The 14029-nt window shown below is 61.5% G+C and carries 16 protein-coding genes; 9 read left to right on the top strand and 7 right to left on the bottom strand.

Going from position 1 to position 14029, the window contains the following annotated elements; translation table 11 throughout:
- Positions 1–39: 39 nt before the first annotated feature.
- The gene (locus EP376_RS16560) at positions 40–1638 is read right to left on the bottom strand and encodes a phosphoenolpyruvate carboxykinase (protein ID WP_127656729.1); all 1599 of its coding nucleotides are present in this window, start codon (positions 1636–1638) and stop codon (positions 40–42) included.
- 306 nt (positions 1639–1944) lie between these two features.
- Between EP376_RS16560 and EP376_RS16565 the strand changes: the two genes are divergently transcribed.
- From EP376_RS16565 to EP376_RS16595, 7 genes are read left to right on the top strand one after another with little or no spacing between them, the layout of a single operon-like run.
- Positions 1945–2646, top strand: a complete 702-nt coding sequence (locus tag EP376_RS16565) for a response regulator transcription factor (protein WP_127656730.1) — start codon at positions 1945–1947, stop codon at positions 2644–2646.
- Positions 2647–2649: 3 nt separating this feature from the next.
- A complete protein-coding gene (locus EP376_RS16570; RefSeq protein WP_127656731.1) occupies positions 2650–4398 on the top strand; it encodes a sensor histidine kinase in 1749 nt (582 codons plus the stop codon).
- Between the two features lie 3 nt (positions 4399–4401).
- Positions 4402–4839 (top strand): HPr kinase/phosphorylase, encoded by a 438-nt coding sequence (locus EP376_RS16575; RefSeq protein WP_238928890.1) that lies wholly within the window; start codon positions 4402–4404, stop codon positions 4837–4839.
- Positions 4839–5774: an RNase adapter RapZ gene (gene rapZ / locus EP376_RS16580; RefSeq protein WP_127656732.1), complete on the top strand. Its 936-nt coding sequence runs from the start codon at positions 4839–4841 to the stop codon at positions 5772–5774. Before EP376_RS16575 ends, rapZ begins: the two co-directional genes overlap by 1 nt.
- The gene (locus EP376_RS16585; RefSeq protein ID WP_127656733.1) at positions 5771–6187 is read left to right on the top strand and encodes a PTS sugar transporter subunit IIA; all 417 of its coding nucleotides are present in this window, start codon (positions 5771–5773) and stop codon (positions 6185–6187) included. Before rapZ ends, EP376_RS16585 begins: the two co-directional genes overlap by 4 nt.
- 9 nt (positions 6188–6196) lie before the next feature.
- Positions 6197–6472, top strand: a complete 276-nt coding sequence (locus EP376_RS16590; protein ID WP_164744957.1) for an HPr family phosphocarrier protein — start codon at positions 6197–6199, stop codon at positions 6470–6472.
- A gap of 32 nt (positions 6473–6504) precedes the next feature.
- Entirely contained in the window at positions 6505–7386 is an 882-nt protein-coding gene (locus EP376_RS16595) for a lysophospholipid acyltransferase family protein (RefSeq protein ID WP_127656735.1), read from the top strand.
- Between the two features lie 4 nt (positions 7387–7390).
- On the opposite strand, the gene EP376_RS16600 is transcribed toward EP376_RS16595, so the two are convergent.
- Positions 7391–8266, bottom strand: a complete 876-nt coding sequence (locus EP376_RS16600; RefSeq protein ID WP_127656736.1) for a 3-hydroxybutyryl-CoA dehydrogenase — start codon at positions 8264–8266, stop codon at positions 7391–7393.
- Positions 8267–8428: 162 nt separating this feature from the next.
- Here EP376_RS16600 and EP376_RS16605 point away from each other — a divergent pair, with 162 nt between their 5' ends.
- Positions 8429–9235 carry a DUF6473 family protein gene (locus EP376_RS16605; RefSeq protein WP_127656737.1) on the top strand — a complete coding sequence of 269 codons (807 nt, stop codon included), beginning with the start codon at positions 8429–8431 and terminating at the stop codon, positions 9233–9235.
- Positions 9236–9289: 54 nt separating this feature from the next.
- On the opposite strand, the gene EP376_RS16610 is transcribed toward EP376_RS16605, so the two are convergent.
- The 4 genes from EP376_RS16610 to EP376_RS16625 all read right to left on the bottom strand — a co-directional run bounded on the left by EP376_RS16610 (position 9290) and on the right by EP376_RS16625 (position 12882).
- Positions 9290–10216 carry an electron transfer flavoprotein subunit alpha/FixB family protein gene (locus EP376_RS16610; protein WP_127656738.1) on the bottom strand — a complete coding sequence of 309 codons (927 nt, stop codon included), beginning with the start codon at positions 10214–10216 and terminating at the stop codon, positions 9290–9292.
- Positions 10216–10974: an electron transfer flavoprotein subunit beta/FixA family protein gene (locus EP376_RS16615; RefSeq protein ID WP_127656739.1), complete on the bottom strand. Its 759-nt coding sequence runs from the start codon at positions 10972–10974 to the stop codon at positions 10216–10218. The genes EP376_RS16610 and EP376_RS16615 overlap by 1 nt, the downstream gene beginning before the upstream one ends.
- A gap of 123 nt (positions 10975–11097) precedes the next feature.
- A complete protein-coding gene (locus tag EP376_RS16620) occupies positions 11098–12087 on the bottom strand; it encodes an NAD(P)H-quinone oxidoreductase (RefSeq protein WP_127656835.1) in 990 nt (329 codons plus the stop codon).
- A 96-nt stretch (positions 12088–12183) separates the two neighbouring features.
- Positions 12184–12882 (bottom strand): COQ9 family protein, encoded by a 699-nt coding sequence (locus tag EP376_RS16625; RefSeq protein ID WP_127656740.1) that lies wholly within the window; start codon positions 12880–12882, stop codon positions 12184–12186.
- 111 nt (positions 12883–12993) lie between these two features.
- Here EP376_RS16625 and rpsU point away from each other — a divergent pair, with 111 nt between their 5' ends.
- Positions 12994–13200, top strand: coding sequence for a 30S ribosomal protein S21 (gene rpsU, locus EP376_RS16630; protein ID WP_091427324.1), 207 nt, complete (start codon positions 12994–12996; stop codon positions 13198–13200).
- Between the two features lie 80 nt (positions 13201–13280).
- Here rpsU and EP376_RS16635 read toward each other — a convergent pair whose 3' ends face one another.
- Positions 13281–13979: a glutathione S-transferase family protein gene (locus tag EP376_RS16635; protein WP_127656741.1), complete on the bottom strand. Its 699-nt coding sequence runs from the start codon at positions 13977–13979 to the stop codon at positions 13281–13283.
- Positions 13980–14029 lie beyond the last annotated feature (50 nt).

The following is a 14029-nucleotide window of genomic DNA, read 5'->3' on the forward strand; positions in this document are numbered from 1 at the left end:
GATGAAGGGCAGGCCCGTGGGCCCGCCCCTCCGCTATTGTCAGCCGATCGCGGCAGCGCGCACATCGTCGTCGATGTGGTCGACATATTGTTCGAAGTTCTCGGCGAACATCTCGAGCAGACGCTTGGCCTGGGCATCATAGGCGGCCTTGTCTTCCCACGTCTCGCGCGGATCGAGCAGACCGTCATCGACGCCATCGACCGAAACCGGAACGTCGAAGCCGAAATTCGGATCCTTGCGGAACTGCGCCTCGGCGAGCGAACCGTCAAGCGCCGCGGCCAGAAGGGCCCGGGTTGCCTGGATCGGCATCCGGCTGCCTTCGCCATAGGCGCCGCCGGTCCAGCCGGTGTTGACGAGCCAGCAGGTCGCCCCATGCTGGGCGATCTTGTCCTGAAGCAGCTTGCCATAAACCTCGGGACGGCGCGGTGTGAACGGTGCACCGAAGCAGGTCGAGAAGGTGGGCTCGGGCTCGGTCACGCCACGCTCTGTGCCGGCGACCTTTGAGGTGAAGCCCGACAGGAAGTGATACATCGCCTGCGCCGGTGTAAGCCGAGCAATGGGGGGAAGAACTCCGAACGCATCACAGGTCAGCATGATGATGTTCTTGGGATGCCCGCCAAGACCCGTCTTCGACGCGTTCGAGATGAATTCCAGCGGATAGGCGCAGCGCATGTTGGCCGTCAGGCTGTCATCTTCATAATCAAGCTCCCCGGTTTCGGGGTCGGCGATCATGTTCTCGATCACGGTGCTGAACTTGGTGGTCGTGGCAAAGATTTCGGGCTCGGCGTCGGGAGAGAGCGAGATCGTCTTCGCGTAGCAGCCGCCTTCGAAGTTGTAGGTGCCACGTTCGGACCAGCCGTGTTCGTCATCGCCAATCAGCGTGCGCGACGGGTCGGCCGACAGCGTCGTCTTGCCGGTGCCCGAGAGGCCGAAGAAGATGGCAGTGTCGACCGGGTTGCCCGGCGCATGGTTGGCCGAGCAATGCATCGGCATGATGCCTTTTTCGGGCATCAGGTAATTCAGCAGGGTGAAAACCGATTTCTTGTTTTCGCCGGCATATTCGGAGCCGCCGATCAGGATCAGCTTCTTGTCGAAGTTGAGGGCGATCACTGTCTCGGTCCGGCAGCCGTGCCGTTCGGGATCGGCAAAGAAGGACGGGCAGTTGATGATCGTGAAATCGGGCGTGAAGGTGTCCAGCTCTTCGCGCTCCGGCACCCGCAGAAGGTGACGGATGAACAGGCCGTGCCACGCGTATTCGGTCACCAGCCGCACATCGAGACGATGGGAGGGGTCGGCACCGGCGAACAGATCCTGCACATAGTAATCCTTGCCCTTCATGTGCTCGAGCATGTCGGCATGGAGGATATCGAATTTCGACGGCTCCATCGGCGGGTTGTTTTCCCACCAGATCGTGTCTTCGACCGACGGTGTCCGCACGACGAATTTGTCCTTGGGCGACCGACCGGTATGCTTGCCGGTGGTGGCCAGAAGCGCGCCGCCGGGCAGAAGCCGGGCCTCGCCCCGGCAGACCGAGGCCTGCACCAGGTCGTGGTCAACAAGGTTATAATAGACCGAGCCCAGCCCCGCGATGCCTTGCTGTTCAAGGGTCATGTCGGAATTGACGCGTCCATGGGTCATTACAATTGCTCCTCGCTGTCCAAGGGCGATCATCGCCCGGATCGGAGTCGCATAACATGATGTTTTCCAAGGTGAACAGGCCCATGACGGCCCGTTAGCGCAACCATTCCCATGTTAACGCCAACAGCCTCACGGCACGGTTCACGGGTGAGGCATTTTAGCCATTCAGAAGGAGTTTTCGCGGCAAATATGACGCGCCTGCCTGTTCGAAACCCGTTTAGGGATTGATTCGCGGCCCGGTTTTGGGCTTCTAGTCAAAGAAAAACAGGCAATAACAACGATTGAGCAGCAGAAGGTTTCGTTCCCATGTCGAAAATCGCACTGGTGGACGACGACAGGAATATCCTGACGTCGGTATCCATGACCCTTGAGGCTGAAGGCTTCGAAGTAGAAACTTACAATGATGGCCAGTCGGCTCTGGATGCGTTCAACAAACGTATGCCCGACATGGCCGTTCTGGACATCAAGATGCCCCGCATGGACGGCATGGACCTGCTTCAGCGGCTCCGCCAGAAGACATCCATGCCCGTCATCTTTCTCACCTCCAAGGACGACGAGATCGACGAAGTCCTCGGCCTTCGGATGGGCGCGGACGATTATGTCAAGAAACCGTTCTCCCAGCGGCTTCTGGTGGAACGCATCCGCGCGCTTCTGCGCCGCCAGGATGTGATCGCAGGCGACATCGTGGAAACCGGCGAAGATGCCAAGGTCATGGTCCGCGGCCAGCTGACGATGGACCCGCTTCGCCATGCCGTGACATGGAAAGGTCGCGATGTTTCCCTAACGGTGACCGAATTCTTGCTTCTTCAGGCATTGGCGCAACGGCCCGGCTTCGTGAAGTCGCGCGATCAGCTGATGGATGTGGCCTATGATGATCAGGTCTACGTCGATGACCGGACGATCGACAGCCATATCAAGCGGCTGCGCAAGAAGATGCGCCAGACGGACGAGGAATTCTCGGCAATCGAGACGCTTTACGGTATCGGATACCGCTACAACGAAGAATAGGACATGACGGCTACGCCGCATATCGACGTTCGTGATCTCAACTCGGTGCGCCGCGCTGCAAAGCAGGCGGCGTCCGAGGAGGGCGAAGTCATTCTCGGGGACGACTGGCTCGACCCCGACAAGACAAGCAGTGAGATGGTCGAACGCCGGCGCCGCCGGTCTGTTCTTGCGCTTCACAAATCGCCGCTGGCGCGCAAGATCGTCACGTTCAACCTCGTGGCCCTGATGATCATCGTGGCAGGAATGTTCTTCCTGACACCGGCCCGCGACAACCTGACCTTCCAGCGCGCGAACGGCCTCGTCAACGAGGCCGAACTGATCGCCGACGTGTTCGAAGCACAGCTTCCCGGAACATCGCCCGTCAACCTTGTGACCGGCGATGGCATCGACATGCGCGAGACGCTGACCGGGCTGAGCCTGCGTGGCGGGCTTGAGCTCTACGTCTTCGACCCCACCGGCGCCCTGGTGGGCGAGGCGCTTGGCCCCGCGGTCGTGGCCGACGTCCCGGGCCTTCAGCGCGACGATTCCGGGATGTTCATCACCCGGACACTGAATTCCCTTTGGGAAGGTTTGGCGGGGCTTTTCTCACCGACATTGGGCCAGGATACAGCGTTCGATACGCGCGACACCGCACGACGGCTTGTCGAGACCGCAATGGCGCGCGGCACCATCGTCGAGACCGACCAGGATCCGCAGGGCAAGACGATCTTCGCGGTCGCGACCCCGATCATCCAGAACGGACAGCCCGTCGGCATCGTGGCAATCACCAGTGCGGCGGGCGAGGTCGATGCTCTGGCTGCGCAGGAACGTGAACAATTCTTCCAGATGCTTCTGATCGGTATTGTTCTGTCGATCGCTCTCAGCCTTGTTCTGGCATCGACCATCGCCAATCCGATCGCCGATCTGGCCGCCGCCGCAGAACTGGGCCGCGATCGCAACGCCCGCAAGATGCAGCCCGATCGCATCCGCATCCCCGATCTGACCGCCCGGCCGGACGAGATCGGCCGACTGTCGGGTGCCCTGCGCGGCATGGTGACCGCGCTCTATGACCGGATCGAGGCGAACGAACAATTCGCAGCCGATGTGAGTCACGAGATCAAGAATCCCCTCGCCTCTCTCAGATCGGCCGTCGGCACCATGCATGTGGCCAAGCGCGACGATCAGCGCGAACGCCTGCTTGAAGTGATCGAGCATGATATCCAGCGGCTTGACCGCCTTGTCACCGATATCTCGGCGGCATCGCGCCTCGACAGCGAACTTGTCCGCGAACAGGAAAAGCCGTTCGACATGCTCAAGATGCTGCGCAATCTGAACGAATTCCTTGCCAAGGAAGCCGAATCCAAGGGCGTGGATTACATCACGGACCTGCCGGCCCATTCGATCGAGATGCAGGGCCTCGAAGGACGACTGGCCCAAGTCTTTGTCAACCTGATCACCAACGCGATTTCCTTCTGCGGTGAGGGTGACGCGATCCGCGTCTGGGCCCGCAGGCGCGAGAACCGCGTTCTGATCGTGGTCGAGGATACCGGCCCCGGCATCCCCGACAACGCGCTGACAAAGGTGTTCCAGCGGTTCTATTCCGAACGGCCCGCAGACGATTTCGGCAACAACTCCGGGCTTGGTCTCGCGATTTCGAAACAGATCGTCGAGGCACATGGCGGTGTCATCTGGGCAGAGAACATCCGCCCGACCGATGCCGATATCACGTCAGAGCCGCTTGGCGCCCGCTTTGTCGTCGGTCTCCCGGTCTGAGCCATGTCCGCGGACATGTCGTCCGACGCCGAAACCCTGCATGCCTCCTGCGTTTCCCTGGATGGGCGCGCCGTCCTGATCACGGGGGCCTCGGGTTCCGGGAAATCCGCACTGGCGCTTGGACTGATTGCACGCGGCGCGGGGCTGATCGCGGATGACAGAACGATCCTCACGCGGCGCGGGCCGGACCTGATCGCAAGCTGCCCCGAACCGATCCAGGGCCTGATCGAGGCGCGCGGCGTCGGCCTTCTGAATGCAGCGCCCCATCCTCCGGCCCCGGTATGCCTCGTGGTCGATCTCGACATGTCGGAAACCGAAAGATTGCCACCCGCCCGGGAAGTGACAATTCTGTCGATATCCCTGCCCCTGATAAACAAGGTTGAGAGCAGCCATTTTATTGATGCGGTCCTGCTCTATCTTCGACAGGGACGGAGTCATTGATGAACGAGCCTGCCCCCTCCCCCGCGGCGCCGCACGCCGACGACAGCCGCCAGCACGTTGTGCTGGTTACGGGACCCTCCGGCGCGGGAAGGTCAACCGCGATCAACGCGCTTGAGGATCTGGGCTTCGAGGTGATCGACAATCTGCCACTGAGCCTCTTGCCGCGGCTGATCGACGGACCTCCCCTCGATCGACCGATCGCTCTGGGCATCGATGTGCGAAACCGGGATTTCGGAACCGAAGCCCTGATCCAGACAATCGACAATCTCGCGTCACGTCCCGGCATCCGGGAGACGGTCCTGTATATCGACTGCGATGTGGACCGGCTCGTCGAGCGGTATTCGGAAACCCGTCGCCGCCATCCGCTGTCACCGAACGAGGCCCCGTTGATTGGGATCCGCCGGGAACAGGAGCTTCTGATACCGATACGGGCCCGGGCCGATATCCTGATCGACACCTCGGGCAACAATCCCCACGATCTGAGGGCCGAGATCGACCGATGGTTCGCGGCACCCGGGGGACGCTCGCTTTCGGTCACGATCCAGTCCTTCTCCTACAAGCGGGGCCTGCCGCGGGGGATGGATATCGTCCACGATGTCAGGTTCCTGAGCAATCCGCATTGGCAGCCCGAGCTGCGCGCGCTTGACGGCCGCGACGCCGATGTTGCGGCCCACATCGAGGCCGACCCGAATTTCCGCCCGTTTCTGGACAGGGTTCTTGATCTGACGCGGTTCCTGCTGCCGGCCTATCGGGCCGAGGGAAAGACCTCTGTCACCATCGGTTTCGGATGCACCGGCGGCAAACACAGGTCGGTTGCGCTGGCCGAACAGGTCGCGAGCGCCCTTGCAGAAGATGGCTGGCCTGTGTCTAAACGTCACCGGGAATTGGAGCGTCTGGACGCGGCACTGGCCGACAACAGGGGGAACAGGGATTGATCGGTGTCGTGATCGTGGCACATGGCGGACTGGCCCGTGAATATCTCGCGGCGGTCGAGCATGTGGTCGGACGACAGGACGGAATCATCGCCATCACGATCCTGCCGGACGACGATCGCAACGCCAAACAGGCCGAGATCTGCGACGCGGCCGACAGTGTCGATACGGGTGACGGCGTGGTCATCGTGACCGACATGTTCGGCGGATCGCCGTCGAACCTTTCGCTCAGGGCCTGCAGCCCCTCGAACCGCCGTATCCTTTATGGCGCGAACCTGCCGATGCTGATCAAACTTGCCAAATGCCGGGCCCGACCTGTGCCCGAAGCGGTCGAAGCTGCGATGGCGGCTGGCCGGAAATACATCGATTTTCACGTCGGGACCGACGATGTCGGGGCCTCCCAGAAAGCAGGCTAGTGTATGGACATGAACGGTACGACGAGAGACCTCAAGATCGTCAACATCAAGGGATTGCACGCACGCGCCTCGGCCAAGCTGGTCGAAGTCGTCGAGGCCCACGAAGGTTCCGCAACGATCCGCCATAACGGCGCCGAGGCGTCAGGTGACAGCATCATGGGGCTTTTGATGTTGGCAGCTTCGAAGGGAAGCACTATTGAAGTGGAAACTTCCGGGCCCGATGCTGCGGCTCTGGCGGATGCCATTGAACGACTTGTGGCGGACCGGTTCGGAGAACCTGATTAACGCGCGCCGGCCATGCCCGGCCTGCCGGTAGAATGAGGCGCAGATTGACGGATCGCACGGACTATATCTCCGTCGACCCCAAATCGGACGGTCCCACCTATGACCGTCGGAACCTGACCTATTCAAACACATTCGACAGCACCATCAAGCGGAACACGATCCGGACGATCGAATGGCTGACCGGCAAGCTGGCGATCATCCGGATGCTGCGGACGTTCCAGAGAACGGGCCCACATGAGCGGCGGCGGATCTGGAGCGATGCGCTCGACGTGATGGGGATCGAACTTCTGACACCCCCCGAGCAGATCGCGAACATCCCCCCCAAGGGCCCGGTCATCTTCGTTGCAAATCATCCGCACGGGTTGGTGGATGGCATGGTCATCGCGGCCTTGGTCAGCAAGGTGCGGCCGGATTACAAGATACTCGTCCGCTCCATTCTGACGGGGATCGATGAAACAGCGGCCAGTTTCCTGATCCCTGTGCCCTTTCCACACGAAGACGATGCTCAGAAGAAGGGCATCGCCATGCGGGCCGAGGCAATGGCCATGCTCGAATCAGGGGGGGCAATCGCGCTGTTCCCGTCAGGGGTGGTTGCCGCATCGGAAACCATGTTCGGCCCGGCGGTCGAAGCAGAATGGAACGTCTTTACCGCGAAGATGATACGCCGGTCCGGTGCAACGGTCGTGCCGATCTTCTTTCCCGGATCAAATTCGCGGCTCTATCTGATGGCAGACAAGATCTCGGCGACGTTGCGTCAGGGTCTCTTGCTTAACGAGATCGTGGCCTCCTGCAAGAAGCCACAGGCTCCGGTGATCGGCGCCCCAATCCCTCAGGACGAGATCGACGCCCGCATCGGCGATCCGCGCGCATTCATGGCCTGGCTGCGCGATCACACCCTCGCCCTGGGCAAGTGACGCGTCACCGGGTCGGAACCGGCGTCTCCCCGCGATAATCGTAGAACCCGCGCCTTGTCTTGCGACCAAGCCAGCCAGCCTCGACATACTTTGTCAGCAGCGGGCAGGGGCGGTACTTCGTATCCGCCAAACCGTCGTGAAGAACGTTCATGATGGCAAGGCAGGTATCGAGCCCGATGAAATCGGCCAGCTCGAGCGGCCCCATCGGGTGGTTCGCCCCGAGTTTCAGCGAGGTATCGATCGATTCGACCGACCCTACGCCTTCATACAGCGTATAGATCGCCTCGTTGATCATCGGCATCAGGATGCGGTTGACGATGAAGGCCGGGAAATCCTCGGAGGTCGAGGCCTTCTTACCCAACCTCTCGACCACGCCAAGGCAGGTGTCGAAGGTTTCCTTGTCCGTCGCGATGCCCCGGATCAGCTCGACCAGTTGCATCACCGGCACCGGGTTCATGAAGTGAAATCCCATGAACTTTTCGGGCCGGTCCGTGCGCGCGGCAAGCCTTGTGATCGAGATCGAGGAGGTGTTGGAGGTCAGGATCGTATCCGGCTTCAGATGAGGTCCAAGATCCTCGAATATCGCGTGTTTGACCGTTTCCCGTTCGGTCGCGGCCTCGATGATCAGATCGGACGGCCCGAGATCGGTCAGCGACAATGTCGTGGAGATCCGCGCCATCGCGGCGGCACGTTCCTCTTCGGCGATGATACCGCGCGAGACCTGCCGTTCCATATTGCGCGATATGAGGGATCGGCCTGATTCCAAAGCCTCTTCGCTGATATCCGTGATCAGCACATCGTAGCCTGCCAAAGCAAAGACATGGGCGATTCCATTGCCCATCTGGCCGGCCCCGACAACACCCACTTTCTCAATCGTCATCGTCTATCCCCGGATCGCGCGATCGCCTGCACCATAGGCTTCGCCTGCGTGGGGCGGCAAGGCCGGGGGCGGCAAAATCGTCATGGCGGCAGGAAACTTAGCCAAATCGAAAGCCTTTTGAGCGAATCTCACGGGCGCCGATCATGAGAGGTGGCGGGTCGCATGAGACACGAGCAGATCGAAGGGGACACGATCGACTATCATCCCTGCCGATACGGAAATTCGAAGATCTTCTTTCGCGGGCCGCGGAGGTCGCTGAAAGATCGCTATGTGGCGTTCATCGGTGGGACGGAAACCTATGGCAAGGGGGTCGAATATCCGTTCCCGGCACTGGTGGAGGAGTCCACTGGCATCACCTGTGTGAATTTTGGCTGCGTGAATGCGTCGGTCGACGCGTTTTTGCCTGAATCGGCGATCCATGATGCCTGCCATTCGGCCATGCTCAACATCGTCCAGGTGATGGGCGCGCACAACATGTCGAACCGGTTCTATACCGTTCATCCACGCCGCAATGATCGCTTTGTCCGGGCCTCTTCGGTCCTCAGGGCAATCTATCCCGAAGTTGACTTCACGGATTTCTGTTTCACACGTCACATGCTGGCCTCGCTCTACGAGCTGTCGCCAGAGCGGTTCGAGATCATCCAGTCAGAGCTTCAGATGGCATGGCGCGCCCGGATGCGCAGCTTTATTCAGGAAATCGGGTCCCACACCTTGCTGTTGTGGTTTTCCGAGACGCTTCCATCCGATGCCCATCTGGGTGACCGGAGCGATCCGATCAACGGCGATCCGCTTTTCGTCACGCGCAGCATGATCGACGAATTGCGTCCCCATGTTCAGGGCGTGATCCTCGTCCAACCGCCGGCCCGCAAGGGCGGATCCGTCGACAAATCCCCTTTGCTCAGCCCCAAGGCCCATGAAACCGCCGCTGAAATCGTCTCCGACGCGCTGACCAAACGGCTCCGGACCTAACCGAAAAGGGGCCCCGAAGGGCCCCTTGAAACGACGCTGGCCGATGTAGCCGGGTCAGAGCTTTTCCGTCAGCTCCGGCACGGCGGAAAACAGATCGGCAACGAGGCCGTAATCGGCAACCTGGAAGATCGGGGCCTCTTCATCCTTGTTGATCGCAACGATGACCTTGCTGTCCTTCATCCCGGCCAGGTGCTGGATCGCGCCGGAAATTCCAACCGCGACATAAAGGTCAGGCGCCACCACCTTGCCGGTCTGGCCAACCTGCCAGTCATTCGGGGCAAAGCCCGAATCCACGGCAGCGCGCGACGCGCCGACAGCCGCGCCCAGCTTGTCAGCCAGCTTTTCGATCAGGGCAAAATCCTCTTCGGACCCGACGCCCCGGCCGCCCGAGACGACGACGCCCGCACTTGTCAGTTCGGGACGGTCGCTTTCGGCAACCTTGTCCTCGACCCAGGACGACAGGCCCGGATCGCCGGCGGCACCGATGTTTTCAACGGGCGCCGAATTGCCGGTGCCCGCCGCGTCGAACCCAGAGGCCCGGATCGTCAGAACCTTCTTGGCATCCGACGACTTGACCGTCTGGATCGCGTTGCCCGCATAGATCGGACGTTCGAACGTGTCGGCATCGACCACGCCGGACAGATCCGAAATCACCATCACGTCAAGCAGGGCCGCAACCCGGGGCATGACGTTCTTGGCGTCCGTCGTCGCCGGGGCGACGATGTGGTCATAATCGCCCGCAAGGCTCACGATCAGATCGGCGGTCGGCTCGGCCAGCCTATGTCCGAGGACGGCATCCTCGGCGCAAAGCACCTTTGCCACGCCGTCGATCGTGGCGGCCTCGGCCGCCGCCGCAGAGGCGGAGGCCCCGGCGCAAAGCACGGTCACATCGCCAAGGCCGGCGACCGCGGCCACGGATTTGGCGGTGGCATCCATCGCCAGCGCGCCGTCTGTCACTTCACCAATCAGAAGAACCGCCATCAGATCGCCCCCGCTTCCTTGAGTTTCGATACCAGCTCATCGACAGAGCCCACGATGATCCCCGCCTTGCGGGCCTCGGGTTCGGTCGTCGACACGATCTCGAGCCGCGGCGTCACATCGACCCCGTAATCCGACGGTGCCTTTTCATCGAGCGGTTTTTTCTTGGCCTTCATGATGTTGGGCAGCGAGGCGTATCGCGGCTCGTTCAGCCGCAGATCGACCGTGACGATCGCCGGCATCTTGACTTCGATCGTCTGCAGACCGCCATCAACCTCGCGGGTGACCTTGGCACTGTCGCCCTCGACCTCGAGCTTGGAGGCAAAGGTCGCTTGGCTCCAGCCCAAAAGCGCGGCGAGCATCTGGCCGGTCGCGTTCATGTCATTGTCGATCGCCTGCTTGCCGCACAGCACCAGACCCGGCTGTTCCTCGTCGACGATGCCCTTGAGGATCTTGGCCACCGAAAGCGGCTCGATATCCACATGCACATCATCCGCAGCGACAACGAGGATCGCACGGTCGGCCCCCATGGCCAATGCCGTGCGCAGCGTTTCCTGGCTTTGCTTGACGCCGATCGAAACGGCGACGACCTCGGTTGCGATCCCCGCCTCTTTCAGGCGGATCGCCTCTTCGACGGCGATCTCGTCGAAGGGGTTCATCGACATCTTTACATTGGCAAGATCAACACCGCTTCCATCCGCTTTCACGCGAACCTTCACGTTGTAATCAATCACCCGCTTTACAGGCACGAGGACCTTCATCGGCATTTCTCCCAAAGCGCAGCCTTCATTTTCGCAGACCCGTGTATCCAAAAGCCCAGGTCCGCAACAGTGCAAAATCGACGCGGGAGCACCCCGCAACGCCACGTCCCGTTCGCAGCGCCCTCAGCTGTCTGCGACAGTCAGGCTGATCTTGCCGATATGGGCCGAGCTTTCCATGCGGGCGTGGGCCTGTGCCGCCTGCCCCAGATCGAAGGCCTGATCCATGACGGGGGCGATACGCCCGGCCTCGAGCAGGGGCCAGACCTCCCGCGCCAGCGCATGGGCGATCCGCGCCTTGGCGACATCCGATTGCGGGCGCAGGGTCGATCCGGTCATCGTCAGCCGCCGCACCATCAGAGGCGCAAGGTTCAAGGTCACCTTGGGGCCCTGAAGAAAGGCGATCTGAACCAACCGGCCATCATCGGCCAATGCCTTGATGTTCCGGGGAATATAGTCGCCACCCACCATGTCGAGGATCAGGTCGGCCCGGCCTTCGGCTGCCATGACATCGACGAAATCCTCGGTTCGGTAATTGATCGCGCGGTCGGCGCCCAGCGCCTCGCAGGCGCGGCACTTCTCATCCGACCCGGCGGTCGTGAAGACGCGCGCGCCGAAATGGCGGGCAAGCTGGATCGCTGTTGTCCCGATACCGGAGGTGCCGCCATGAACCAGAAAGGTCTCACCGCCCCGCAATCCGCCCCGCATGAACACGTTCGACCAGACGGTGAAGAAGGTCTCGGGCAGGCAGGCCGCCTCGCGCAGACCCATGCCGCGCGGCACTTTCAGGCAATGTGCGGCGGGCGTCACGGCATAATCGGCATAGCCGCCGCCGGGCAGCAGGGCACAGACCGCGTCGCCCTCGGCAAGGCCGGTCACGCCATCGCCTATGGCCGCGACATGGCCCGACGCCTCAAGCCCCGGCAGATCACTGGCCCCGGGCGGCGGATTGTAGGCGCCAGCACGTTGAAGCGCATCGGGCCGGTTCACACCGGCGTGCGCGATCCGGATCAGCACCTGCCCGAAGCCGGGCGTCGGAACCGGGCGTTCTGTCAGCGCCAGAACATCCGGCCCGCCGGGGCTCCTGATTTCAACGGCGCGCATCGTGGTTGTCATGGTCATCCCTCTTGTCCCGGGCCAGATGGTCGACCCGGTCTATGACAAATCCCGAGAGAAAAGAGAATGGTCGCAGCAGATTTGCCCCGACGCGGGCTAGTCCTGCGGCGCCCAGCGGCCAGGCAGATCGTCGCGTCGTGCGGCCTTTGGCGCGCGGATCGGCGCCGTGGCGCGTGACAGGATCCCGGTCAACGGCTTGAACAGGGGATTGCCCGACACCTGGGCCTTTGCCTTTTCGAACCGCATGACGTCGGCGATCCGTCTGTCGATGAATTCATCGGTTGCGGTGTGCCCCTCGCTCATGTCGCCCAACCAATAGAGCACGACCGAACTCCAGACCGCCGAAAGCGTCATCCGTTTGGTGTACCAGTTCACGTCTTCCGACGTGTCGCCGATTGCGCGCCACATCGCATCGGCCGTTCCCCAGATCAGCCGCCCGCCCTCGGCCGCATGATGCGGCAGGGCGAAAAGGGCCGACCCTCGGCGCACGACCTCCTTGTCGGACACGACGTCGAGCCGGGTCCGGATCGCAAGGGCGATCTTGTCCTGAACGCGCATCGTATCCAGATCGGCCTCGGCAAGGGCAATCTCCATGGCGCGATCGCCCTGTTCGTGGAACATGACCGCAAGGTCCGTGGCGCCGCGCGGGCACAGGGCGCGCGCCTCCTGCACGGTCATCCCCGCGTCGCGCGTCGCGGCGGCAAAGGCCTCTGGTGACCAGCCGTCGAATGGCACATGCATCACGATCGCGTCGAGCAGTCGTTGTTTCGTCTCATCGGGGATGGTGCCTGCCATGGCGAATGGGCCTCCTTGGATATCACGGACTGGACAAATGGCCTCTCCCTTGTTATAGGCCCAATTCCTGCTTTTCCAGCAACTCAAACTTAGAAAGGTGGTGAAAACCACATGCAGGTCAGCGTTCGCGACAACAATGTCGATCAGGCTCTTCGGGCCCTGAAGAAGAAGCTGCAGCGTGAGGGTGTCTTTCGCGAGATGAAGCTTCGGCAACATTTCGAAAAGCCGTCCGAGAAAAAAGCACGCGAAAAGGCAGAAGCGATCCGGCGTCAGCGCAAGCTCGCACGCAAGAAAGCCCAGCGCGAAGGAATGATGTAAGTCATCGTTTTTCGCCAAGCCGAATTAGAGAAACCCCCGAGCATACCGCCCGGGGGTTTGTCTTTTTCCGGACCAGCGCCTTATCCCGGATCCGGAATCTGCCGCCCCCTCTGAACCGCAGGCCGATCCATGAACCGATCAAGGTAGGCCGGCACGTTTTTCAGATCATCCCATCCGACAAGCTCTTTCGCGCCATAGTATTCGAGGCCGCCCAACCAGGGAGCGAGGGCGATATCAGCGATGGTAAAGGGCCCGGCGATCCAGTCCCGGCCCTCAAGCGCGGTCTCGAGAACGGCAAGAAGTCGTCTGGCTTCGGAGACATACCGCTCCCTCGGGCGGGGATCTTCGATTTCCGAGCCGGCGAACTTCACGAAAAAGCCCAGCTGCCCGAACATCGGACCCACGCCGCCCATCTGGAACATCGTCCATTGAAGCGCGTGATAGCGGTCCTGTGCCGTGTCGCCCAGAAGCGCGCCGGATTTCTCGGCCAGATAGACAAGGATCGCACCGCTTTCGAACAGTCCGATCGGTGTGCCATCCGGCCCGTTCGGATCGATGATCGCAGGGATCTTGTTGTTCGGATTGAGCGACAGGAACGCATCGCTTTTCACATCTGCATCCGACAGCGTGACGAGATGAGGCTCGTAGGCCAGCCCGGTTTCTTCGAGAGCAATGGAGGCTTTGACCCCATTGGGCGTGGGGAAGGAATAGAGCTGGATCACCGTCGGATCCGCTGGTGGCCAACGTCGCGTGATCGGAAAGTCAGTCAAATCGAACATGGAGGGCTCCTTGGAATGCATTCCCTCTACATATGGGAAATGGCCCTCGA

Origin of the sequence: Alexandriicola marinus (assembly GCF_004000435.1) — a bacterium.
GTDB lineage: Bacteria > Pseudomonadota > Alphaproteobacteria > Rhodobacterales > Rhodobacteraceae > Alexandriicola > Alexandriicola marinus.

What these genes read in the sequence shown, in the direction of transcription:
- EP376_RS16560 (WP_127656729.1), bottom strand. Translation starts at nt 1,638, where the DNA reads ATGACCCATGGACGCGTCAATTCCGACATGACCCTTGAACAGCAAGGC.
- EP376_RS16565 (WP_127656730.1), top strand. Translation starts at nt 1,945, where the DNA reads ATGTCGAAAATCGCACTGGTGGACGACGACAGGAATATCCTGACGTCG.
- EP376_RS16570 (WP_127656731.1), top strand. Translation starts at nt 2,650, where the DNA reads ATGACGGCTACGCCGCATATCGACGTTCGTGATCTCAACTCGGTGCGC.
- EP376_RS16575 (WP_238928890.1), top strand. Translation starts at nt 4,402, where the DNA reads ATGTCCGCGGACATGTCGTCCGACGCCGAAACCCTGCATGCCTCCTGC.
- rapZ (WP_127656732.1), top strand. Translation starts at nt 4,839, where the DNA reads ATGAACGAGCCTGCCCCCTCCCCCGCGGCGCCGCACGCCGACGACAGC.
- EP376_RS16590 (WP_164744957.1), top strand. Translation starts at nt 6,197, where the DNA reads ATGAACGGTACGACGAGAGACCTCAAGATCGTCAACATCAAGGGATTG.
- EP376_RS16595 (WP_127656735.1), top strand. Translation starts at nt 6,505, where the DNA reads ATGAGGCGCAGATTGACGGATCGCACGGACTATATCTCCGTCGACCCC.
- EP376_RS16600 (WP_127656736.1), bottom strand. Translation starts at nt 8,266, where the DNA reads ATGACGATTGAGAAAGTGGGTGTTGTCGGGGCCGGCCAGATGGGCAAT.
- EP376_RS16605 (WP_127656737.1), top strand. Translation starts at nt 8,429, where the DNA reads ATGAGACACGAGCAGATCGAAGGGGACACGATCGACTATCATCCCTGC.
- EP376_RS16610 (WP_127656738.1), bottom strand. Translation starts at nt 10,216, where the DNA reads ATGGCGGTTCTTCTGATTGGTGAAGTGACAGACGGCGCGCTGGCGATG.
- EP376_RS16615 (WP_127656739.1), bottom strand. Translation starts at nt 10,974, where the DNA reads ATGAAGGTCCTCGTGCCTGTAAAGCGGGTGATTGATTACAACGTGAAG.
- EP376_RS16620 (WP_127656835.1), bottom strand. Translation starts at nt 12,087, where the DNA reads ATGACAACCACGATGCGCGCCGTTGAAATCAGGAGCCCCGGCGGGCCG.
- EP376_RS16625 (WP_127656740.1), bottom strand. Translation starts at nt 12,882, where the DNA reads ATGGCAGGCACCATCCCCGATGAGACGAAACAACGACTGCTCGACGCG.
- rpsU (WP_091427324.1), top strand. Translation starts at nt 12,994, where the DNA reads ATGCAGGTCAGCGTTCGCGACAACAATGTCGATCAGGCTCTTCGGGCC.
- EP376_RS16635 (WP_127656741.1), bottom strand. Translation starts at nt 13,979, where the DNA reads ATGTTCGATTTGACTGACTTTCCGATCACGCGACGTTGGCCACCAGCG.